20 protein-coding genes and 1 pseudogene are annotated in these 22,932 nt (G+C 35.1%); 16 read left to right on the top strand and 5 right to left on the bottom strand.

The window, feature by feature from the left end:
* Positions 1 to 18: 18 nt before the first annotated feature.
* The 12 genes from J3U24_RS02470 to J3U24_RS02525 are packed head-to-tail and all read left to right on the top strand — an operon-like array spanning position 19 to position 11,469.
* The gene (locus J3U24_RS02470; protein ID WP_220225020.1) at positions 19 to 552 is read left to right on the top strand and encodes a hypothetical protein; all 534 of its coding nucleotides are present in this window, start codon (positions 19 to 21) and stop codon (positions 550 to 552) included.
* The gene (locus tag J3U24_RS02475; protein ID WP_267336790.1) at positions 522 to 1,898 is read left to right on the top strand and encodes an AMP-binding protein; all 1,377 of its coding nucleotides are present in this window, start codon (positions 522 to 524) and stop codon (positions 1,896 to 1,898) included. The genes J3U24_RS02470 and J3U24_RS02475 overlap by 31 nt, the downstream gene beginning before the upstream one ends.
* Entirely contained in the window at positions 1,895 to 2,245 is a 351-nt protein-coding gene (locus tag J3U24_RS02480) for a hypothetical protein (RefSeq protein ID WP_065562163.1), read from the top strand. The genes J3U24_RS02475 and J3U24_RS02480 overlap by 4 nt, the downstream gene beginning before the upstream one ends.
* Positions 2,236 to 3,969: a glycosyltransferase family 2 protein gene (locus J3U24_RS02485; protein WP_267336789.1), complete on the top strand. Its 1,734-nt coding sequence runs from the start codon at positions 2,236 to 2,238 to the stop codon at positions 3,967 to 3,969. Before J3U24_RS02480 ends, J3U24_RS02485 begins: the two co-directional genes overlap by 10 nt.
* Positions 3,962 to 4,384, top strand: coding sequence for an acyl-CoA thioesterase (locus tag J3U24_RS02490; protein WP_267336788.1), 423 nt, complete (start codon positions 3,962 to 3,964; stop codon positions 4,382 to 4,384). The genes J3U24_RS02485 and J3U24_RS02490 overlap by 8 nt, the downstream gene beginning before the upstream one ends.
* Entirely contained in the window at positions 4,381 to 4,986 is a 606-nt protein-coding gene (locus tag J3U24_RS02495) for an outer membrane lipoprotein carrier protein LolA (protein WP_065562166.1), read from the top strand. The genes J3U24_RS02490 and J3U24_RS02495 overlap by 4 nt, the downstream gene beginning before the upstream one ends.
* Positions 4,964 to 7,291, top strand: coding sequence for an MMPL family transporter (locus tag J3U24_RS02500; protein WP_267336787.1), 2,328 nt, complete (start codon positions 4,964 to 4,966; stop codon positions 7,289 to 7,291). The genes J3U24_RS02495 and J3U24_RS02500 overlap by 23 nt, the downstream gene beginning before the upstream one ends.
* Positions 7,288 to 7,854 carry a DUF3261 domain-containing protein gene (locus J3U24_RS02505; RefSeq protein ID WP_220225025.1) on the top strand — a complete coding sequence of 189 codons (567 nt, stop codon included), beginning with the start codon at positions 7,288 to 7,290 and terminating at the stop codon, positions 7,852 to 7,854. The genes J3U24_RS02500 and J3U24_RS02505 overlap by 4 nt, the downstream gene beginning before the upstream one ends.
* Positions 7,855 to 9,036, top strand: a complete 1,182-nt coding sequence (locus tag J3U24_RS02510; protein WP_267330131.1) for a beta-ketoacyl-[acyl-carrier-protein] synthase family protein — start codon at positions 7,855 to 7,857, stop codon at positions 9,034 to 9,036.
* Positions 9,036 to 9,509: a 3-hydroxy-fatty acyl-ACP dehydratase gene (locus J3U24_RS02515; RefSeq protein WP_267330130.1), complete on the top strand. Its 474-nt coding sequence runs from the start codon at positions 9,036 to 9,038 to the stop codon at positions 9,507 to 9,509. The genes J3U24_RS02510 and J3U24_RS02515 overlap by 1 nt, the downstream gene beginning before the upstream one ends.
* A 5-nt stretch (positions 9,510 to 9,514) precedes the next feature.
* The gene (locus J3U24_RS02520) at positions 9,515 to 10,246 is read left to right on the top strand and encodes a 3-ketoacyl-ACP reductase FabG2 (RefSeq protein ID WP_220225027.1); all 732 of its coding nucleotides are present in this window, start codon (positions 9,515 to 9,517) and stop codon (positions 10,244 to 10,246) included.
* Complete coding sequence (locus tag J3U24_RS02525; protein ID WP_220225028.1) at positions 10,243 to 11,469, top strand: beta-ketoacyl-ACP synthase; 1,227 nt, start codon at positions 10,243 to 10,245, stop codon at positions 11,467 to 11,469. Before J3U24_RS02520 ends, J3U24_RS02525 begins: the two co-directional genes overlap by 4 nt.
* A 170-nt stretch (positions 11,470 to 11,639) precedes the next feature.
* Here the strand turns inward: J3U24_RS02525 and purD are convergent, their stop codons facing one another.
* The 3 genes and pseudogenes from purD to araC all read right to left on the bottom strand — a co-directional run.
* Positions 11,640 to 12,929 (bottom strand): phosphoribosylamine--glycine ligase, encoded by a 1,290-nt coding sequence (gene purD / locus J3U24_RS02530; RefSeq protein ID WP_267336786.1) that lies wholly within the window; start codon positions 12,927 to 12,929, stop codon positions 11,640 to 11,642.
* A gap of 26 nt (positions 12,930 to 12,955) precedes the next feature.
* A complete protein-coding gene (purH, locus tag J3U24_RS02535) occupies positions 12,956 to 14,548 on the bottom strand; it encodes a bifunctional phosphoribosylaminoimidazolecarboxamide formyltransferase/IMP cyclohydrolase (RefSeq protein WP_267336785.1) in 1,593 nt (530 codons plus the stop codon).
* A gap of 195 nt (positions 14,549 to 14,743) precedes the next feature.
* Positions 14,744 to 15,589 (bottom strand): annotated as a pseudogene (araC, locus tag J3U24_RS02540) (arabinose operon transcriptional regulator AraC); the annotation flags it as partial.
* 203 nt (positions 15,590 to 15,792) lie between these two features.
* Between araC and J3U24_RS02545 the strand changes: the two are divergent.
* From J3U24_RS02545 to J3U24_RS02560, 4 genes are all read left to right on the top strand, one after another.
* Positions 15,793 to 17,454, top strand: coding sequence for a ribulokinase (locus J3U24_RS02545; protein WP_267336784.1), 1,662 nt, complete (start codon positions 15,793 to 15,795; stop codon positions 17,452 to 17,454).
* 41 nt (positions 17,455 to 17,495) lie between these two features.
* A complete protein-coding gene (gene araA, locus J3U24_RS02550) occupies positions 17,496 to 19,004 on the top strand; it encodes an L-arabinose isomerase (protein WP_267330127.1) in 1,509 nt (502 codons plus the stop codon).
* 83 nt (positions 19,005 to 19,087) lie between these two features.
* The gene (locus J3U24_RS02555) at positions 19,088 to 20,503 is read left to right on the top strand and encodes a sugar porter family MFS transporter (RefSeq protein ID WP_267336783.1); all 1,416 of its coding nucleotides are present in this window, start codon (positions 19,088 to 19,090) and stop codon (positions 20,501 to 20,503) included.
* 75 nt (positions 20,504 to 20,578) lie between these two features.
* Positions 20,579 to 21,271, top strand: a complete 693-nt coding sequence (locus J3U24_RS02560; protein WP_065562459.1) for an L-ribulose-5-phosphate 4-epimerase — start codon at positions 20,579 to 20,581, stop codon at positions 21,269 to 21,271.
* Positions 21,272 to 21,352: 81 nt separating this feature from the next.
* Here the strand turns inward: J3U24_RS02560 and era are convergent, their stop codons facing one another.
* Together era and rnc are read right to left on the bottom strand one after the other, a co-directional pair.
* Positions 21,353 to 22,258, bottom strand: coding sequence for a GTPase Era (gene era / locus J3U24_RS02565; protein ID WP_065562179.1), 906 nt, complete (start codon positions 22,256 to 22,258; stop codon positions 21,353 to 21,355).
* Positions 22,255 to 22,932, bottom strand: coding sequence for a ribonuclease III (gene rnc / locus J3U24_RS02570; RefSeq protein ID WP_370632544.1), 678 nt, complete (start codon positions 22,930 to 22,932; stop codon positions 22,255 to 22,257). Before rnc ends, era begins: the two co-directional genes overlap by 4 nt.

Consider the following 22,932-nt stretch of genomic DNA (forward strand, 5'->3'; position numbering starts at 1 on the left):
AAGTTAATAATAAAAGCAATGACAGGAATAATCCTGTTTTGCTATCCGATAGTTATTTACTTATCTTTAAAATATCAAATTATTAATATCGCTGTTTTATGCATTGCTGCATTATTAGTGTTAAGGCTAATCGCCTTACCTAATTTATTTTCAAATATTGGTTGGTTAGCAAAAGTAACAACTTGCTTTGGTTTGCTTTTAGCATTAACCAGCTGGATATTTAACAAATTTCAATTTTTGCTCTATTACCCCGTAGCAACAAATCTCCTATTCTTAATATTTTTTGGATATTCATTGTATCAACCACAAAATATTATCGAAAGATTCGCCAGATTAAAACATGATAATTTACCAGCAAGTGCAATTAACTATACAAGAAAAGTAACTATATGTTGGTGTCTATTTTTCATACTAAATGGTTTAATCGCATTAATAACTTGTCTTATTAATGATATTTATTGGTGGACAATGTATAACGGATTAATAAGTTATATTCTTATCGGATTATTAATGGGGGGAGAATGGATTGTTCGTCAAAAAGCAAAACATTAGTTTTATTATCCGAGCAATTATTACGACCAGATAATGAAATAATTGCATTTAGAAAGCAACTAGCTTTAACTGTTGGAGATCTAAAACAACAAATTAGCATAATTGTTAATGAATTAGACAATCATACTGAAGAAAATTGGGTTTTATTCATGGATGATAGTTTTAATTTTGTTGCAGGATTTCTCGCTCTCTTATATTCAGGAAAGCATCCACTTTTACTAAATCCTAGGCATGTCGAATTATTACACTATTATCAAGCTGTATTAACCGATACACATCTTACAAATATTAATTTGCCAACTAATTTGCCAATTATCAACATCAGCAATATTAATCAACATCAATCAGTTAAATCAGTAAAAAATAATCCGGATTTTAAACAAACATCATTTACATTATTCACCTCTGGCTCAACAGGTTTGCCAAAACCAATTAAAAAATCTATTTCTCAACTTGAGCGAGAAATTAATATATTAATAGATAATTTAAAAGTTTCACCTTGTGACTTACTTATTGCTTCTGTGTCACATGAGCACATGTATGGATTAACCTTTAAAATAATGCTTTCTTTAAGCTCCAAAATACCTTTTGTTTGTGAAACAATACTCTATCAAGAACAATTAGCAACTTATCAATCTAAAAACATTACTTACATCACAACGCCATCAATTATCAAAAATTTAGATCATAGTTTATCTACTATTAACTGTACTTGTGTATTTTCATCTGGTGGAGAGCTTAGTTTTGAAAATGCCCAATTTTGTTTACAGAATTTCAATGTTTTACCTTATGAAATTTACGGTTCAAGCGAGACTGGTATTATAGCCAAAAGACAACAAAAATCGCTTAATACACCTTGGGAACTCTTTTACCCATTACAATTAAAATATACCCCCAATCAACAACCATTATTAATATCACCTTTATTACCACAAGCTGAATTACTAAATGATAAATTACAAAAAATAGATGACATTAAATTTTATTTAAAAGGCCGGATGGATAAAATAGTCAAAATTGCAGAACAACGCCTATCTTTAACCTATATAGAGAACCAGATCAATAAAATTACAGCCGTTGAAAAAGCAATTGTTATTCCCTTAGAAAAAAACAATAGAACAATATTGGCCGCCATCATTAAAATAAAACCATCTCATAGTAAGGAAATAGATAACTTTAATTATTTCAAACTTACACAATATTTTCGACATTTACTTAAAGATACATTATCATTAGTTGAAATACCTAAGAAATGGCGTTTTATTGAAAGTTTTCCGGAAAATTTGCAAGGAAAATGCACATATACTGACTTAAAAGCATTATTCGATACTCCAAATAAGATATGAAAAAAGAGTTTCCCAACGAAATAAGCATTAGTAAAACTGAAACAGAAGCTAATATTGAAATCACAATACCGCCAGATCTTTTTTGGTTTAAAGGACATTTTCCTACACAACCAGTGTTACCAGGTGTGACTCAGGTTAATTGGGTAATTGGTTATGCCCAAAAATTAATTAATCCAAACTTATCAATATCGTCCATCGAGGTGGTAAAATTTCAATCGCCAATATTACCTAATGATCGCCTAAAACTAACGCTACTCTGGAATGAAAATAAGCTAAAATTCACTTATAGTTTTATTACACAGCATGGCAACATAGCAAGTACAGGAAAGCTTACACTATGTCAGTAATTGAGCCTTCGCTATCAAAAAACTATTGCTTTATTATACCTTGTTACAATCATAGTGATGCTTTACCGCGTGTTTTACAAAATATTGAACATTATCAATTGACTTGTTTTCTAATTGATGATGGTAGCTCGTATGAACATGCACAAAAACTGACAGAAATAGCAAAACAATATGCATGGGTCAATTTAGTGCGTTTAACTAAAAATGAAGGTAAAGGTGCGGCAGTAATGTGTGGTTTTAGTCACGCATTAGATCATGGTTTTGCTTATGCCATTCAGATAGATGCTGATGGCCAACATGATAGCCAAATTGTCAAACAGCTTATTGAACAATCACAATTAAATCCCAACACTTTAATATCTGGTTGTCCTATCTATGATGATTCAGTTCCTAAACACCGACTTATTGCGCGATATATTACCCATTTTTGGGTATGGATTGAAACCTTAAGTTTTAATATTAAGGACAGCATGTGTGGGTTTCGTGTCTATCCATTAAAACAGACTTGTCACCTCATCAGTCAACAACAAATTGGTAAAAAAATGGATTTTGACACCGACATAATGGTTCGATTATATTGGCAAGGTACTGATTCTATTTTTGTACCAACACATGTCACTTATCCCGCTGATGGTGTTTCTCACTTTAACGCATTCAAAGATAACCTATTAATTACTTGGATGCATACTCGACTATTTTTTGGCATGTTGCCACGAATTCCAGCATTAATAAAACAAAACCGACTTAAGAAAAATAAAGATAGTCACTGGTCTCAAACTGACGAACGCAAAGGTTTAATGGGGATCAAATTAATTTTAATGCTTTATCGCCTTCTAGGAAGACGTGTTGCTCAAATGTTCATGTTCCCAGTTATCAGTTATTTCTGGTTAACAGGGAAAAAACAACGACAAGCATCCAAAGCATATTTAGAAAAAATCCTTAAACAATATCCTAATGTGCCATTGATTGAAAAGAAAAAATTAACCTCTTTCCGACACTTTCAACAATTTGGTGAGTCACTGTTAGATAAACTAGCCAGTTGGCAAGGCGATATTAAGCTTGATGATATCTATTCACCAAACAAAGGCGAATATTTAAGACTAATTTCTGAAAAAAAGGGGATTATCTTAATTTGTTCACATTTAGGTGATATTGAAATGTGTCGAGCACTAGCAGAATTATCCCATAATGTGACAATAAATGCTTTAGTGCATAAAGGTAATGCTGTACGATTTAACAAAGTATTAAAACAGGTTAATCAAAATTCAATAATCAATCTAATAGAAGTTGCTACATTAGGAGCGGATACTGCCATAATACTGCAACAAAAGCTTGAAGCTGGTGAATGGGTAGCTATCATTGCTGACAGAACATCAATTAATCCTTACCAAAGAGTGCCAGAAAATGCTATTGTTTGGGCCAATTTCCTTGGTAAACCTGCACCTTTTCCTAAAGGGCCATTTATACTATCTTCTGCATTAAAGTTCCCCGTTTACTTTTGTTGGGGATTAAAACCCAATGGTCGATTCCAAATATATCTAGAACATTTTACTGATGAGCTAAAGTTATCTAGAAAAAATAGACAAGCGGAACTAGAACAAACAATTGAGTATTATGCCAATCGATTAGAATATTATTGTTTACAATCACCACTTGATTGGTTCAATTTTTTCGATTTTTGGCAATTTAATCCACCTGAAATAACGAATAATAAAAATGAATAATTTTAATCACTGTCATATCACCATCGACTATAAACCATCTTTCCATGACACAGACGCCATGGGCGTGGTTTGGCATGGTAATTATCTTAAATTTTTTGAAAAAGCTCGCGAAGCATTATTTCGAAAATTTAATTATGGTTATAAAGAAATGGTTGATTCGGGTTATATTTGGCCTATTGTCGATGCAAGAATAAAATATACAGCACCCGCCCTTGCAGAACAAACTTTAGAAATCTTTGCCAAACTAGAAGAATATGAGCATCGCATAAAAATTAGCTACCTAATAAAAGATAAAAAAACTGGTAAAAAAACAACTTCTGGCTACACAACTCAAGTTGCGGTCTCTACAGATACTCAGGAAATGTGTTTTGTTACACCTGATATATTTTTGAATTGCTTTGGATTAATTAAATGAACAAATGCCTAGTTGCTTTCGCAACAACACTATTATTAACTTTCTCAACAATAACGAGTGCAATCACGCTAAGTGATATACAACTGCTATTTAGCAAAAACCAAGTTGTTCGAGCTGATTTTACCCAAGATCGCTATATTAATGGTTTAACCTCACCCATCCATTCAACGGGAAAGATGATAATATCTAAGGAATTAGGTCTATGGTGGCAACAAAATACACCATTTGCTATGACATTGAAAATGAATCAACAGCGAATGGAACAACGCATAGAAGACCAAACTCCAGAAATAATAACTGCAGAAAAACAACCTCAGCTATTTCAGTTTAATCATTTATTAACGGCAATTTTCACTGCAGATAAAGAGATGCTTGAAAATAATTTTGATATAACAGTCACCGAACAAAATAATATTTGGACATTAACGCTAAAACCTAAATTAGCACCGCTAAATAAAATTTTTAAACAAATTATTCTTAGTGGAAAATCCTATTTAGAAAAAGTCACTATTAATGATATGCAAAATGACAAAACAGAGCTTACATTCAAAAATCATAAAACGACAAAATTAAATCAAGATGAACAATTGCTATTCAGATAATCAATTAACATTAAAAAGAAGAGCAATCTTATGGTTGATGATGGTCGCTTGTCTGATTCTTGCTGCTTATTACCTTTTAGCTAATAGTAAAATCAACAGTAGTGTTTTATCTCTATTACCTAAAGAGCAAACCAACAATGTTCCTACTGAACTTATTGATGGTTTTCAAAATCGATTAGATAGGCAACTTGTCTGGTTGATTAAGCCCACTAATGGCGAATTAGAACCAGTTAATTGGTGGTATCAAACCCTAAAAAAACAATCTTTTATTAGCCAAGTAAACGGTTATTTTGATGAAACATTTCAAAAAAATTGGGGAAAATTTGCTTTTCAATATCGTTATCAGCTACTGGACTCAAAAACTAGTGAAAGATTAAAAAATGGCACTCAGCTGAATTGGATAAAAAGCCAGCTATATTCTCCTTTTAGCGGAATAAGTGCAACTGAATTGGAAAATGATCCATTATTATTAACTCGTTCATCTCAATTAAATCAACTGACTAACTCAGGTGGGTTGACCATTCAAAATAATTGGTTATTAGGACAAGATGACCAAGGCAATCAATGGTACATGATTTTTGCAGAGTTAAATGATTCATCATTTAACATGAGCCAATCTCACCAAATTACCACACAATTAAATGAACTTACCAAACAATTACATGAAAAGTGGCCAAATGTTGAAATTTTAAAACGAGGCGTGCTTTTTTATAGTGATTACGCAAGCAGTGAAGCTATAGATGATATAACAACCATCGGTAGCTTATCAATTATAGGCATTATCATATTGATAATTAGTGTATTTCGATCGATAAGACCAATTATTTTATCGATACTATCAATTTTTGTTGGAATTATTTGTGGTTTAGTGGCTGTTTTAAGCCTATTTGGTGAAATTCACATAATGACAATTGTTATGAGTACTAGTGTAATAGGAATAACTGTCGACTATTCACTGCACTACTTAACTGAACGACTGCTACATGGTAATCAAGAATCACCTTATGCAAGTTTAAAAAAACTCATTTCAACTTTGACGTTAGCGTTATGCACAAGTTTTATTGCTTATCTAATCTTATTAATTGCGCCGTTCCCGGGCTTAAAGCAATTATCAATATTTGCAGTTTTTGGTCTACTCGGTGCTTTTTTAACTGTAATATGCTGGTATCCTCTGCTCGTTAACAAATTACCAGTACGTGAAGATGTTGGTTATAAGTTACTAAGTAGCTGGCTAAATTTATGGAAAAATAAACAGATGCAATTGATAATGGTATCAATCGCTCTATTATTTATCGGTTATGGGTTTATTAATTTAAAAGTTGATGACGATATTGCCAAACTACAAGCATTGCCAGAACAATTACAACTACAAGAACAAAAAATTATCAGTATTACCCGTCAAACAACAGATCAAAAATGGTTTGTTGTTTTTGGTGATACAGCTGAACAAACCTTACAACGACTTGAACAATTTTTACCTAAACTTGAACTTGCAAAATCAGAAGGTTATTTTGAACAATATCAGAGCATAAACTTACCTTCATTCCAAAAACAGCAAGAAAATATCGAATTTGTTAAACAATATAGTCCTGAAATTATATCCTCTTTAACACAAATGGGAATTAAGGCTAACTTACCTACTTTTGAACAACCAATTATTACACCAGAACTATGGCAACAAAGTGAACTTAGCCAAGGTCGAAAACTACTTTGGTTAACCTTACCAACGGGAAAAAGCGCGACTTTAATTCCAATAAATGGAATTAAAAATATCATTGAAATAAAAAAATTATCGGAAGTAGATAAAGGAATCTATTGGCTTGATCGCCGTGAAGAATTTAACACTATGTTTGCCCATTACCGAATACAATTATCCCAGCTGATTGCTGGTGCTGTGATTCTTATTTGCTCTTGCTTTATCTTCTATCATCGCAAATATGGTTTAAAAGCTGCATTAAAAAGCACATTACCTACATTATTATCAACAGGTATAGCATTAGCTATTAATGGCATAACCAATCAAACTCTTAATTTATTCTCAATGTTAGCACTAATTCTTGTTATTGGTATTGGTATCGACTATAGTCTATTTTTGAGCAACAATAAAAGCCAAAACCAAAGTGCATTATTAGCAGTAAGCATGGCGGCATTGACTACTATATTATCTTTTGGGTTATTAATAATAAGCCATACCGTTGCCATAAAAGGATTTGGATTAGTATTAACTGGCGGTATTTTTACAGCATTTTTATTTGCACCACTAGTCATCAATAATAGACAAGAAATATCAGGGATAAAAGGATGAAGAAATATTTATATTTAACTTTTTTATTATTAAGTATGTTGATTTCAGCCTGCTCGTCCCAACCTAAATCAGAAGCTTGGTTAACCAAAGAAACCAAAGTTAACTTGCCTAAGATAAATCTAACTCAAGACTATCACGATCAACAACTATTAACCTTTAAATATAACAATCAAGAAAACTCGGTAATAGTAATCGTTGATATCAAAGATAACCAATTGAAAGTAATTGGGTTATCCACTATAGGTATTCGTTTGTTTGAAATTGAATACGACGGTAGTAAAGTTAAAGCAAAACAACATATATTTGTTAAGCAACTTCCCCCTCCTGAGCAAGTATTATCAGACATAATGCTAAGCATATTACCAACAATTTCATGGCAAAACGTATTACCGGCGAATTGGCAACTCATTGATAACGACTTATTTAGGACCCTTGTCAATGATAAAAAACAAACAATCATTAAGATAACTTATAACCAAAAATCTTCAACAGACATTAGAAAACCAATTAAAATTCAACATGCTATATTTGGTTATCAAATTACAATTAAGAGTATGGAATAGATGATTTATGTTGCTGCGCTTGGCGCGATAAACACATTAGGACACGACAAACAACAGATAATCGATAATTTATCCCAAAATTATTGTGCAAAGCACTACTTGACTCAAGAAAAGGGTTGGTTATTAAATGGCCAAAATACTTGGTTAGGTAAAGTAACGGGGGAGCTTCCCTCCATTCCTCACAATTTGACGCAATATGCGACAAGAAATAATCAATTACTTTATGCTGCATATTTACAAATTAAACAGCAGATACAACAAGTTATCGAAAAATATGGACCAAAAAGAATTGCGGTTATAATGGGGACTAGTACTTCTGGAATACACGAAGGCGACGTTAACATTGAGCACTATTTAAAGACACATCATTGTCAACCCCATTTCTATTATCACCAACAAGAACTTGGTAATCCATCGTGTTTTTTAACAGAATTACTCAATTTACAAGGTCCTAGCTATACCATTTCCACTGCTTGTACATCTAGTGCAAAAGCCGTAATAAGTGGCCAACGACTGATTGAATCAGGATTGGTTGATGCTGCCATTGTCGGTGGTGCTGACAGTTTAAGCAGAATGCCAATAAATGGTTTTAATGCGCTTGAAGCACTATCGAATAATCCCTGTATGCCATTTGCACAAGACCGTAACGGCATAAACATTGGTGAAGCCAGTGGATTAATGTTAATAACTAAAGAAGAATCAAGTGATATTGCATTATTAGGTGTAGGTGAATCATCCGATGCTTATCATATTTCCTCCCCTCATCCAGAAGGAATAGGAGCACAAGTTGCGATGGAAATGGCATTAGAAAATGCAAACTTAAAACCAAATCAGATTGGCTATCTTAATTTACATGGCACGGCAACGGTGCTTAACGACCAAGCTGAAAGTAGAGCTGTTTATCGATTATTTGAGCAAAACTTACCTTATTGTAGTTCAACAAAACATTTAACAGGACATACATTAGGTAGCGCAGCTATTACTGAATTGGCAATTAGTTACTTATTACTTAAACAAAATATTAATTTACCCCAGCAAGATTTTTCAGTATCACCTTATGATAAAAATCTAGATAAAATTAATATTGTTACAGAAAAAATGATGCTACAAACACCAATCATTATGTCAAACTCTTTTGCTTTTGGTGGCAATAATGCATCTCTAATTATTGGAAAAGTATAATGCAATATCAATCAGCAAGTTACTATTTGCCACACAGAACTCCCATGATCATGATTGAGAAAGTTCATTTAGTCGATGAAAAACAATGCATTTGCAGTGTTCAAGTTACCAAAGATGGCATACTTTCTCCATTTTTAACTGATAATTATCAGCTACCCAATTTTTATGCTATCGAATTAATGGCACAAACTATTGGTGTTTGGAATGGATATCATGATTCCAAAAAAAATCACTCACCACAATTAGGCATGTTACTTGGAGGGCGAGCAATAAAAACCAATTTACCTTCATTTGAGCTTAATAGTGAATTAATTATAACCGCCAATTTAGTTCTTTTTGATTCTAAACTAGCTAACTTTGATTGTGATATCAGTATAAATCAACAATGTGTTGCATCAGGTAAATTAAATGTTTATGAACCTGATCCTAGTGAATTAGACCAACTTTTTGGTTCCCAGCGATTAAAAGGATAACAATTATGAGTCGAACAGTACTTGTAACTGGAGCAAGCAAAGGAATTGGTAAAGCAATTGCCTGTAAACTAGCGTCCGATGGTTTTGATATCGTCATACATTATCATAGTGACAAAAAAGGGGCGATTGAAACTCAAAAAATTATCGAACAAACCACCCAAAAAGCTAGACTAATTCAATTTGATGTAAGCAACACTGAGCAATGTCAGCAAATGATAGAAGCAGATACTGAACAATATGGAGCTTATTACGGTGTTGTTAATAATGCAGGTATTATCCGTGATGGTGCTTTCCCTGCTTTAACACAAGATGATTGGAAAGCTGTAATTCATACCGATCTTGATAGTTTTTACAATGTATTACATCCTTGTATTATGCCCATGATTGGACTACGTAATGGTGGAAGAATTATAGTTATATCATCAGTTTCTGGCATCGTTGGAAATCGTGGTCAAGTCAATTACAGCGCGGCCAAAGCAGGCGTAATTGGTGCAACCAAAGCGTTGGCACTTGAATTAGCTAAACGAAAAATTACCGTCAATTGCATTGCCCCGGGTCTAATAGACACGGGTATTTTAGATATGGAACCAATCGCTTTAAAAGAAGCAATGAACATGATCCCTCTTAAACGAATGGGACACGTTGACGAAGTCGCAGGACTTGCAAGTTATTTAATGTCAGATAATGCGGGATATATAACAAGACAAGTCATTTCTATTAATGGAGGAATGGTATGACAAAACGAGTAGTCATAACTGGCGCAGGTGGCGTCACCGCATTTGGTAATGAATGGGATGATGTTGAGCTCAAACTAAAACAACTTCAAAATGCAGTTCGATATATGCCAGAATGGGAAATTTACGATGGATTGCATACCAAACTTGGTGCCCCAATTGATGATTTTGTTTTACCAGATCACTATACACGGAAGAAGATTCGCTCAATGGGAAGAGTATCATTACTCTCAACTAAAGCAACTGAAATCGCATTAGAAAAGGCAGGATTACTAGATGAACCTGAACTAACTAATGGAGATACAGGTATTGCATTTGGGTCATCAACAGGTAGTACTCAACCCGTTGCATCATTTGCAACCATGTTAAATGAAAAGCATACTAACAACATCACCGCAACGACCTATATTCAAATGATGCCACATACAACTGCAGTTAATACAGGTTTATTTTTTGGTTTAAAAGGTCGATTAATTACCACATCAAGTGCTTGTACATCTGGAAGTCAAGCTATAGGTTATGCATATGAAGCTATAAAATACGGTATGCAAAAAATCATGGTAGCAGGTGGAGCCGAAGAGTTATGCCCTTCGGAAGCAGCTGTTTTCGATACCTTATTTGCTACAAGCCAACTTAATGACACACCAAAGTTATCACCAAGACCATACGATCGGGATCGCGATGGGTTAGTTATTGGTGAAGGAGCCGGTGCATTAATTTTAGAGGAATATGAACACGCCATGGCTCGAGGAGCAAAAATTTATGGTGAGATTATAGGCTTTAAAACTAACTGTGATGCGAGTCATATTACCCAACCAAGGCAAGAAACAATCCAATATTGCATTGAACAATCACTCAAAGATGCAGGTTTAGATCCAAGCCAAATTGGTTACATCAGTGCTCACGGTACCGCAACTGCTCGTGGAGATATTGCTGAAAGTAATGCTGTTGCCAATATCTACGGTAATAAAACCCCAATATCATCTTTAAAAAGCTATTTTGGTCATACTCTTGGTGCATGTGGCGCGATAGAGGCATGGTTAACATTAGAAATGATGCATACTGGCTGGTTTAATCCAACTATCAACTTAAATAATGTCGATCCTCAATGTGGTGATTTGGATTATATCGTTGGTTCAGGACGAAATTTAGATATTGAATATTTTCAAACTAATAACTTTGCTTTTGGCGGAATTAACACCTCAATTGTGATTAAAAGAATATAATTTGTAATTTCTTGTCATTAAAACAAGGCAAAAAAAGTTGAGGAGAGGGGTTTTTGAGGTTATTTTCAAACCACAAAAAACTTTTAGGGTTTAAAAACCCCGTTCCTCAACTTTTTTTGGCTTAATGGTAGATAAAAAAATAGCGCTATATAGCGCTATTTATTTGAAATTTATTTATTTTTTTCGCGTTCAATAGCTCGATAGCCAATATCATGACGATAGTAACAACCATGCCAATAGATACTTTTAATTTGTTCATACGCACGTTTTTGAGCGTCTGAAACACTATCGCCTAAAGCTGTAACACATAGAACTCTCCCACCATTGGTATAGACTTGACCGTTTTCTAAACAGGTGCCGGCATGGAAGATTTTGCAATTATTATCTGTTTCAGTAGGTAGACCTAATATAACATCTTTGGTGTTGTAATCGCCTGGATATCCGCCAGCAGCAAGAACTACACCTAAAGCAGGCCTTATATCCCATTTTGATTTTACTGTATTTAGTTCGCCCTTTGTGGCAGCCAAGCAGAGCTCAACTAGGTCTGATTGCATTCGCATCATGATTGGTTGAGTTTCAGGATCGCCAAATCGACAATTGAATTCGATTACTTTAGGATTTCCTTGTTTATCAATCATTAATCCGGCATAAAGAAAACCAACATATACATTGCCTTCTTTTGCCATGCCATTGACGGTTGGGTAAATGATTTCTTCCATAACTTTATTGAAGACGTCATCGGTTACTACTGGCGCTGGAGAGTAAGCGCCCATTCCACCAGTATTCAAACCAGTATCACCATCACCAACACGTTTATGATCTTGGCTGGTTGCCATTGGTTCGACATGTTTACCATCGACCATTACGATAAAACTGGCTTCTTCGCCATCAAGGAACTCTTCAATTACGACTCGATGACCGGCATCACCAAAGGCATTTCCCGCTAACATATCGTGTACTGCCTCTTCGGCTTCCTTTTGTGTCATGGCAACAATCACGCCCTTTCCTGCCGCTAAACCATCAGCTTTTATCACAATTGGTGCGCCTTTTTGACGAATATAAGCAATGGCTGGCTCTATTTCTGTGAAGTTTTGGTATTCAGCAGTTGGGATGTTATGTCGAGCTAAAAAATCTTTAGTGAAAGCTTTTGATCCTTCTAGCTGAGCAGCCGCTTTTGAAGGACCAAAGATAGTTAATCCAGCTTTTTGAAAACTATCGACAATACCAATCACTAATGGCGCTTCTGGTCCAACAATAGTTAAGTCTATTTGTTGCTCTTGAGCAAAGTTGAGTAGACCAGCAATATCTGTTGCTTTAATGTTGATATTTTCTAAATTTGGCTCAAGTGCGGTACCTGCATTACCTGGTGCAACAAACACTTTAGAAACTAATGGCGATTGTGCTGCTTTCCAAGCTAAAGCATGTTCGCGCCCACCATTACCAATTACTAATACTTTCATACAAGGTCCTTTCAATACTTTTATAATTAATGCCTAAAATGACGCATATTGGTGAAGATCATGGCAATATTATGCTCATTAGCGGCTTGAATTACTTCGTCATCACGGATTGAACCACCCGGCTGAATAACACAGGTGACACCAACCGCAGCCGCGGCATCAACACCATCTCTAAACGGGAAGAATGCATCAGAAGCCACCACTGAACCAGCAACTTCTAGATTCTCATCTTGTGCTTTTATTCCAGCAATTTTGGCCGAATAAACACGACTCATTTGCCCTGCACCAATGCCAATAGTCATCTTATCTTTAGCGTAAACAATAGCATTAGATTTCACAAATTTTGCCACTTTCCAACAAAATAGTGCATCAGATAACTCTTTTTCAGTCGGTTGTCGTTTGGTAACTACCGTTAATTGGTCTTTGGTTACCATACCTAAATCACGATCTTGTACAAGCAATCCGCCATTAACGCGTTTTAAATCTAAACTGGCTTTTGTGCTCGCTGGCCATTCGCCACATTCTAATACTCGAACATTTTTTTTCGTTTGTGTAATGGCCAAAGCGTTTTGATCAACCGATGGTGCAATAATTACTTCAACAAATTGTTTATCAACAATAGTTTGGGCTGTTTTAGCATCTAATGGACGATTAAAAGCAATAATGCCCCCAAAGGCAGAAGTTGGGTCGGTTTTAAAAGCATTAAGATAGGCATTTAAGATGTTATCACTCACCGCAACACCACATGGGTTAGCGTGTTTAACTATTACACAAGCTGGTTCATCAAATGATTTTACACATTCTAATGCCGCATCGGTATCGGCAATATTGTTATAAGATAGCTCTTTACCTTGTATTTGTTTGGCAGTAGCAATAGAACCTGGCTCAAGATGTTCTTCCACATAAAAAGCTGCATGTTGATGTGAGTTTTCGCCATATCGCATATCTTGTTTTTTAACAAATTGTAGATTTAAAGTGCGAGGGAATTCACCAGCAGGCTTTTCAGTATCGCCATAATATGGAGGTACAAGTTTACCAAAATAGTTAGCGATCATACCGTCATATTGAGCAGTATGTTCAAATGCTTTTATTGCTAAGCTAAATCGATACTTGAAAGAGAGGCAATTTTGCTGTTTATCTAACATATCAATGATTGTGCTATAGTCCTGACAATCAACAACAATGGCGACATCTTTATTATTTTTAGCTGCAGATCGCACCATAGTTGGTCCGCCAATATCAATATTTTCTATCGCATCTTCTAAACTACAATTTGGGTCAGCTACCGTTTTCGCGAAAGGATATAAGTTGACAACCACCATATCAATCGGTGCGATCTGATGTTGTTGCATCACTTCGTCATCAATCCCTCGACGCCCTAAAATGCCACCGTGTATTTTAGGATGTAACGTTTTGACTCGACCATCCATCATTTCAGGGAATCCCGTATAATTCGATACTTCGGTAACAGGAATGTGGTTGTCGATTAAAAGTTTGGCGGTGCCACCAGTAGAAAGGAGTTCAATATTACGTTCAGATAAAGCTTTAGCAAATTCAATGATTCCTGTTTTATCAGAAACACTGAGTAAAGCACGACGGATAGGACGAAACTGCTGCATGAAAAAGCTCCGAAATTGATATTCTAAATCCAAGTCTGTGAGCGGCTATTATATATAAAACGAGGAGCGATGTTTAGTATTAACTTTCTGAAAAAATAATTACCTAATAATTTGTATTTATTCAATGATATGGTCATTTTGCTTATCATAAAAGTAAAGCGAGTTTACACTTTGGATTTTTCTTTCATTTTGTTCTCGAGTGCTATTGCGATATTTTTGAGGACATAGACCAATTCTTTTTTTGAAGATTCGCGAAAAATAAAGTTGATCATCAAATCCGATTGAACGGCTAATTTCTGCGATACTCATATTAGTGGTTTGCAATAACAGTTTTGCACGATTTACCCGTTGCTCTTGTCGCCATTCTCCAATAGACATACCAATCTGGTCTTTAAATATATGAGCAATTCGCGATGTCGACAAACACACTTTCTGCGATACGATATCAAGCGTAAAATTATTTTCATCCAGAGTATCAATTAAATAGTTGCAAACTTGTAGTACTCGGGTATCTATTTTAGGAGGATTAGTGCAAGAAGTCTCTTGTGCGCAACGTATCAAGAATTGCTCTAACATGCTCATAGCTAAATTTTCAGAATATATCGTGTTTGATTGCCCTACCTCGACAATTTTTATAAATAGCTGTTCTAGTTCATCTTTTACTTGGGTATTAGGGCGATAAAATCCCGTTTCTTTTAATCGGTTTTCCCAACTTAATAAATATTTCCATGTTGATTTTGGTCTGAAATATACCCAAAAATGAAACCAATTATTCTCATCTTCTTTACGTCCGTATAAATGGGGTTCTTTGGGAGGAAAAAGAACAAAGTCACCGGGATAACAATTAAATGATTCATCATCACGATAAATAGTACCTTGGCCTGCATAAGTGAGGTTAATAATATAACCATTTAATCCATTAGGACGATCAATGAAAAAATCAAATTTTCCTTCTTTTTCGATCGGTGTTAAACCAGATACAAGATGGACATTAAATGAATAACCAGGTAACAAAGGGTTATTTTGTTGTTTATTGCTCATTTGTCATCACCAATTTTTTGAAACTATTTTATTTTTACATAAAAATTTTTTTTGAATAGTGATAATTGTGAGATCTACATCACAAAACAAATTAGGTGTGCAGAATCGTCTATATTTATAGCAACAACATACCTACTTGTTTTATCGATAATTATTTATTCTTCCAAAAAACTCCATTTAATTAGTCTTTGAGGTGTTAGCGGATGAATAAAAAAATAACCATTGGATTGGATTTTGGTAGTGATTCTGTCAGAGCTTTAGCGGTCGACTGTCAAAATGGGAAAGAGTTAGCTACAGCAGTAGTTTATTACCCACGCTGGTCTAAGGGCCAGTTTTGTGATCCGCAAAAAAATCAGTTCAGGCATCATCCCCTTGATTACATTGAGTCAATGACTCAATCAATACAATCTGTTGTCAATCAACTTAAATCTGATGCACAAAATATAGTTGCTATTGGTGTGGACTCAACAGGTTCTACCCCAGCACCTATTGATGAAAATGGCGATGTGTTAGCTTTAAAACCAGAATTTATGAACAATCCTAATGCAATGTTTATTTTATGGAAAGATCATACCTCGGTACACGAAGCTGAAGAAATTAATAGAGTGTGCAAAACTGAACCATACTCTAAATATTTGGAATATTGTGGTGGAGTTTATTCTTCAGAATGGTTTTGGGCGAAGATTATGCATATTTTTCGTCAAGACAGTGCTGTAAAAAATGCTTCTGCATCTTGGATTGAACTCTGTGATTGGGTACCCGCTTTACTTTCTGGAACGACAGCGCCAAATGCAATAAAGCGTGGTCGATGCGCTGCCGGTCACAAATGTTTTTGGAGCGAAGAATGGAATGGTTTACCCCCTTATGAGTTTTTTGAAAAACTCGACCCAAGTTTAGTTAATAACTTACCTTATCCTCTATTTGAAAAGACTTATACCGCTAATCATAAAGTGGGCACTATTACCCAAGAGTGGGCAGAAAAATTAGGATTACCAACATCGACCGTAATTTCTGGTGGTGCATTTGATTGTCACATGGGTGCCGTTGGTGCGGGTGCAAAACCTTATACATTAGTTAAAGTAATTGGCACCTCTACCTGCGATATTTTATTGGCCGAACAAAACGTTATAAATAATCGTTCAATTAAAGGCATTTGTGGTCAGGTGGATGGTAGTGTGATACCAAACTATATAGGTCTTGAAGCTGGGCAATCAGCTTTTGGAGACATCTATGCATGGTATAAAAAACTCTTGTGTTGGCCTCTTGAAAAGTTAGTTTCAATCTCACCAGAATCTCAACCAATAGTGAAGGAGTTAAAGCATAAATTATTAAATGATATTGCTCAAGCTTGGGCAGAAAATCCAAATCTAGACACAATCCCTATAACGCTTGATTGGTTTAATGGTAGACGAACCCCTTATGCCAATCAACGAATCAAAGGTGTTATAACCAATTTAACGATTTCAACGGATGCTGCAACATTATTTGGAAGCTTGGTTTTATCAACAGCCTTTGGCGCTAGAGCAATTATGGAATGCTTTATTAATCAAGATGTGCCTGTTAATGAAATTGTCGCTTTAGGAGGAATAGCTAAAAAATCCCCGGTTATTATGCAAGCTTGTGCAGATGTAATGAATAAACCGCTGACCGTTGTGAGTTCAGAACAATGTTGTGCATTAGGTGCAGCAATCTTTGCGGCTGTAGCGGCCAATGTTTACGCCGATATTTCCACCGCTCAAAGTAGCATGTCTAGTAAGCTAGAAACCACCTTTACCCCTGATGAAAACAGGGTCCCTAAATATGAAGAATTATATAGAAAGTATTTAGTTTGGTCAGCATCTAGTGAGCCCAACTATAACGCTTAATTTAATTTAAAAAATATGAATAAATTATAAAGGAGTCCATTATGTTTGTTTATTCAGAAGCTGAAATTTGGTTTGTTGCAGGTAGTCAACACCTTTATGGGCCAGAATCACTTGAACAAATTAAAAGAAATATTCAAGAAGTAACAGATTACTTTAATCATGAAGCAAATCTACCCGTTAAAATTGTTCTCAAACCACTCGCAACAAAACCTGAGGATATATATAACCTTTGTCAGGAAGTAAATTATTCTTCAAAATGTGTTGGATTAATCACATGGTTACATACATTTTCGCCAGCTAAGATGTGGATTAATGGATTAACTCATCTGCAAAAACCTCTTCTACAACTTCATACTCAATTTAATAAAGTCGTTCCGTGGGATTCAATGGATATGGATTTTATGAATCTTAACCAAACTGCACATGGAGGACGTGAATTTGGTTTTATCGGTTCTCGTATGCGCCAACCTCATTCTCTGGTAACTGGTTACTGGAAAGATAAAGATGTTCATGAGCAAATTGGGAAATGGATGCGAGTTTGTGTGGCAATTAATGCAGAAAAAACCATGAAAATCGTTAGATTTGGTGACAATATGCGCGAAGTTGCTGTAACAGAAGGAAATAAAGTTTCTGCACAAATTAAATTTGGTTACTCAGTCAACACTCATGCAGTTGGTGATTTGGTTTCGGTCATTAACTCAATTGCTGATGGTGATGTCAACCAGCTAATTGATGAATATGAAACACTTTATAAACTTGCTCCCGTCGCCCAAATTGGTGGAGAGAAAAGACAAAACTTAATTGACGCAGCGAGAATCGAATTAGGTATTGAGCAATTCCTTAAACAAGGTAATTATGGCGGATTTACCACAACGTTTGAAGATCTATACGGTATGGCACAATTACCAGGACTTGCTGTCCAACGATTAATGGCTAAAGGTTATGGCTTTGCAGGTGAAGGTGATTGGAAAACCGCAGCATTACTAAGCACAATGAAATTAATGGCCAAAGGACTTTCTGGCGGCACCGCATTCATGGAAGATTATACCTATGATTTTACTGAAGGTAATGAGTTAGTTGTCGGCTCACATATGTTAGAAGTTTGCCCATCTATCATAGATGATGATGTCAAACCTTTACTTGATATTCAACATTTGGGCATTGGTGGTAAAGCCGATCCTGCTCGACTTATTTTCCCTGCAAAACCTGGTTTAGCAATCAATGCCAGTTTAATTGATATTGGTAACCGCTTTAGATTAGTCGCTAATGAACTTGAGACAATCAAGCAACCTTATGCACTACCAAAATTACCTGTAGCATGTGCTGTTTGGAAACCAAAACCATCGTTAAAAGTATCAGCTGAAGCCTGGATTCTTGCTGGAGCAGCACATCATTCTGTTTATACCCAAGCACTTTCTATGGATTATTTTAAACTTTATGCGCAACTGCATAAAATTGAACTGTTGGTTATTGACGAAAGTACTCGAATCGATGATTTCAGGAATGAGTTACGTTGGAATGAGATTGCGTATTGTAATCCTTATGCTTGATAAATTTATTTTAGTTCAATGATTGGAAATATTTTTTCCAATTATTATCAAAATTACAGAATAAAGGGAATAAAGAGGTGGATATGAATACGTCTTTAACAACGAATAAAATGGAAATAAATTCTGCAAAAAAAATGACCTTTCTAATCGGCTTTTCAGCTGCAATGGCCGGTCTACTATTCGGTCTAGACATAGGTGTAATTGCGGGAGCTTTACCATTTATTACTATTCAGTTTGAACTAACGACTCAGCTACAAGAGTGGGTAGTGAGTTCAATGATGTTAGGAGCTGCTTTGGGGGCTCTATCCAATGGTTGGTTATCTTTTTATTTAGGTAGAAAATATAGCTTATTAGCGGGCGCCTTATTTTTTATTATAAGTTGCTTTGGATCAGCTTTAGCACCTAATGTAGAAGTTCTTTTAGTCTGGCGAGTTATTTTGGGGTTTGCTGTTGGTATTGCATCCTATACGGCGCCACTTTATCTTTCTGAAATGGCGCCAGAAAACATTCGCGGTAAGATGATTGCTGCTTACCAACTTTTAGTCACAATTGGTATTTTAGTTGCATTTTTATCAGATACCTATTTTAGCTACACAGGTGATTGGCGAATGATGCTTGGTATCATTTCTATACCTGCAATTATATTGTTTATAGTAGTGATTTTCCTGCCTAATAGTCCTAGGTGGTTGGCATCAAAAGGACGATTAAATGAAACTGAGAAAGTTTTAAAATCAATTCGTAGCGATCCTGTAAAAATTCAACAAGAATTTAATGATATCAAGGATAGTTTACAAGAAAAACAGGAAGGCTGGACACTGTTTAAAGCAAACAAAAATGTACGCAGAACAGTTTATCTTGGTATGGCATTACAAGCGATGCAACAATTTACTGGTATGAATATTATTATGTACTATGCACCAAAAATCTTTAGCCTTGCAGGATTTGAAAGTACCCAGCAACAAATGATTGCTACAATTATTGTTGGTCTTACTTTTGTGTTAGCTACATTTATTGCAATTTTTACTGTTGATAAGTTAGGACGAAAACCAATTCTAAAAGTTGGTTTTGGTATTATGGCTTTAGGTACATTAGTACTAGGTATTTGTTTGCAACTTATCGAAAATGGTAATCCATCATCATTTACATCCTATGCAGCAGTTGGAATGGCAATTATGTGTATTGGTGGTTATGCAATGAGTGCAGCACCAGTGGTGTGGATTTTATGTTCTGAAATTCAACCTTTAAAAAGCCGTGATTTTGGTGTGACTTGTTCAACTGCGACCAATTGGATTTCAAATATGATAATTGGTGCAACATTCCTTACATTATTAAATCATATAGGTGTTGCTCAAACATTTTGGTTATATACCGGCATGAATGTTTTATTTATCTTCATTGTAATTTTCTTTGTACCTGAAACCAAAAATATTTCATTGGAACGTATCGAAAAAAATCTGATGTTAGGTAAAAAACTTCGTCATATTGGAGATGATTATTGAGGTTTATATTAGAACAATTGATATTGTTTTATGTTTATTCCTGATGTTTTATTTATTATCAAACAGGATGTTAATATGTTTACTGAATTAAAAGAACATGTTTTAGCAGCAAATTTATTATTACCTTATTATCAGCTTGTGACATTTACTTGGGGGAATGTATCTGCAATTGACAGAAGTAACGGTGTTATTGCTATCAAACCGTCAGGAGTCGCTTATGATAAGTTGCAAGTGAATGATATTGTTATTGTCGATCTTGATGGTAAAAAAGTCGAAGGTAAACTTAATCCTTCAAGCGACACACAAACGCATATTGAGCTTTATAAGGCTTTTGAACAAATTGGTGGAGTTATTCATACTCATTCAAGAAACGCAACAATTTGGTCTCAAGCAGGGTTAGATATTCCAGCTTTAGGTACAACTCATGCAGATTATTTTTATGGAGATATTCCTTGCACTCGCCAGTTAACACCAACTGAAATAATTAACAATTATGAACTCAATACAGGTAAAGTGATTATTGAAGAGTTTACTAAACGATCCATTGATGTATTGGCAATACCTAGTGTATTGGTATCCGGACATGGTCCTTTTAGTTGGGGAAAAAATGCAGATGATGCTGTTCATAATGCTGTTGTCTTGGAAGAAGTCGCTGCTATGGCATTAGCTACACGCAATCTAAATGTCGGCATAAAAATCCAACAAGAATTATTGGATAAACACTATTTCCGTAAGCATGGACAAAATGCTTATTATGGGCAGGGTTAGATATTTTTGGATAATATCAATCTACTGCAAGTAGATAAAAAAAATCAGGCAAACTTTTGCCTGATTTTTTAGAGAGTTAGATTAATCGTCACTATAACCTAAACTACGTAATGCTCGCTCATCATCAGCCCAACCAGCTTTGACTTTAACCCATAATTCTAAATGCACCTTATTATCAAAGAAAAGTTGCATATCTTTACGGGCTTCAATACCGATTTTTTTGATTTTTTCACCTTTGTTGCCAATGACCATTTTCTTTTGTCCATCGCGTTCAACTAGGATTAAGCCATTAATGCGGTACATGCCAGTACGTTCATCAACTTTAAATTGTTCAATTTCAACCGTAACCGAGTAAGGTAATTCATCACCTAAAAAACGCATTAGTTTTTCTCGGATGATTTCTGAAGCCATAAATCGTTGTGATCGGTCAGTGATATAATCTTCAGGAAAGTGGTGTTCACCAACGGGTAAATGTTTTTTGACAATATCTTTGATGATGTCAATCCCTTCACCTTTTTCTGCACTAATTGGCACAACATCTAAAAAGTTAATTTTTTGACTAATTTCTTGGATATGTGGTAACAGTTGGGTTTTATCTGTTACATTATCAATTTTGTTAATAACTAACAGTATAGGTGCCTTGCAATCTTTGAGTTTGCCTGCAACCATTTCGTCATCTTCAGTCCAGTGGGTTCCTTCCACGACAAAAATAACTAATTCAACATCACCAATTGAACTGCTAGCGGCACGATTCATTAAGCGATTAATCGCTCTTTTTTCTTCAATATGTAAACCGGGTGTATCAATATAGATAATTTGATCATCGCCTTGGGTATCAATTCCGACAATACGGTGACGCGTTGTTTGCGCTTTACGTGAGGTGATTGATACTTTTTGACCAAGTAGTTGGTTTAATAGTGTTGATTTGCCGACATTTGGTCTTCCAACTATGGCAACAAATCCACAATGTTGTTTTGATTCTGTCATTTTATTCCTAATTGGTTTAATGCTTCTTGAGCTGCGGCTTGTTCAGCCTTGCGACGGCTTAAACCTCGCCCTAAGTATTGGTGATCATCGTTTTCAATTTTACATTGAATTAAGAACTCTTGCTCATGATTGTCGCCAGTAACTTCAAGAATTAAATAACATGGTCTTTCATGTCGTATACCTTGCAAATATTCTTGTAAACGTGTCTTAGCATCTTTTTGCTTAATACCAGGTTGAATTTCATCTAAGCGTTTTTGATACCAAGATAAAATTATGCGGCGAATGTTTTCAATTTCACTATCTAGATAAATAGCGCCAATGATAGCTTCTACTGCATCAGAGATAATGGATTCACGGCGAAAACCACCACTTTTTAATTCACCTTGACCTAAAATTAGGTAATCACCTAATTTGAATTCTTTTCCCATTTCAGCAAGTGTCTGTCCACATACTAAACTTGCTCGCATTTGACTAAGATCACCCTCATCTTGCTTGAGAAATCGATGATAAAGTTCATCAGCAATGACAAAACTTAATATCGAATCACCTAAAAATTCAAGGCGTTCATTATGCATTTTATTAGCACTACGATGAGTTAGTGCTAACTGAAGTAAAGATGTGTTTTTAAACTGATATCCAATAGCTTGTTGTAGTTGATTCAAATTTTTCATCAC

It is taken from the genome of Gilliamella sp. B2785, from assembly GCF_026537005.1.
Classification (GTDB): Bacteria; Pseudomonadota; Gammaproteobacteria; order Enterobacterales; family Orbaceae; genus Gilliamella; species Gilliamella apicola_E.

Bases quoted from the DNA above. Each gene is read 5' to 3' on its own strand.
- J3U24_RS02545 (WP_267336784.1), top strand. From the start codon at position 15,793: ATGAATAAAAAAATAACCATTGGATTGGATTTTGGTAGTGATTCTGTC.
- era (WP_065562179.1), bottom strand. From the start codon at position 22,258: ATGACAGAATCAAAACAACATTGTGGATTTGTTGCCATAGTTGGAAGA.
- J3U24_RS02515 (WP_267330130.1), top strand. From the start codon at position 9,036: ATGCAATATCAATCAGCAAGTTACTATTTGCCACACAGAACTCCCATG.
- J3U24_RS02500 (WP_267336787.1), top strand. From the start codon at position 4,964: ATGAACAATTGCTATTCAGATAATCAATTAACATTAAAAAGAAGAGCA.
- J3U24_RS02510 (WP_267330131.1), top strand. From the start codon at position 7,855: ATGATTTATGTTGCTGCGCTTGGCGCGATAAACACATTAGGACACGAC.
- J3U24_RS02475 (WP_267336790.1), top strand. From the start codon at position 522: ATGGATTGTTCGTCAAAAAGCAAAACATTAGTTTTATTATCCGAGCAA.
- araA (WP_267330127.1), top strand. From the start codon at position 17,496: ATGTTTGTTTATTCAGAAGCTGAAATTTGGTTTGTTGCAGGTAGTCAA.
- purH (WP_267336785.1), bottom strand. From the start codon at position 14,548: ATGCAGCAGTTTCGTCCTATCCGTCGTGCTTTACTCAGTGTTTCTGAT.
- J3U24_RS02560 (WP_065562459.1), top strand. From the start codon at position 20,579: ATGTTTACTGAATTAAAAGAACATGTTTTAGCAGCAAATTTATTATTA.
- J3U24_RS02480 (WP_065562163.1), top strand. From the start codon at position 1,895: ATGAAAAAAGAGTTTCCCAACGAAATAAGCATTAGTAAAACTGAAACA.
- J3U24_RS02470 (WP_220225020.1), top strand. From the start codon at position 19: ATGACAGGAATAATCCTGTTTTGCTATCCGATAGTTATTTACTTATCT.
- J3U24_RS02525 (WP_220225028.1), top strand. From the start codon at position 10,243: ATGACAAAACGAGTAGTCATAACTGGCGCAGGTGGCGTCACCGCATTT.
- J3U24_RS02495 (WP_065562166.1), top strand. From the start codon at position 4,381: ATGAACAAATGCCTAGTTGCTTTCGCAACAACACTATTATTAACTTTC.
- J3U24_RS02520 (WP_220225027.1), top strand. From the start codon at position 9,515: ATGAGTCGAACAGTACTTGTAACTGGAGCAAGCAAAGGAATTGGTAAA.
- purD (WP_267336786.1), bottom strand. From the start codon at position 12,929: ATGAAAGTATTAGTAATTGGTAATGGTGGGCGCGAACATGCTTTAGCT.
- J3U24_RS02490 (WP_267336788.1), top strand. From the start codon at position 3,962: ATGAATAATTTTAATCACTGTCATATCACCATCGACTATAAACCATCT.
- J3U24_RS02485 (WP_267336789.1), top strand. From the start codon at position 2,236: ATGTCAGTAATTGAGCCTTCGCTATCAAAAAACTATTGCTTTATTATA.
- J3U24_RS02555 (WP_267336783.1), top strand. From the start codon at position 19,088: ATGAATACGTCTTTAACAACGAATAAAATGGAAATAAATTCTGCAAAA.
- J3U24_RS02505 (WP_220225025.1), top strand. From the start codon at position 7,288: ATGAAGAAATATTTATATTTAACTTTTTTATTATTAAGTATGTTGATT.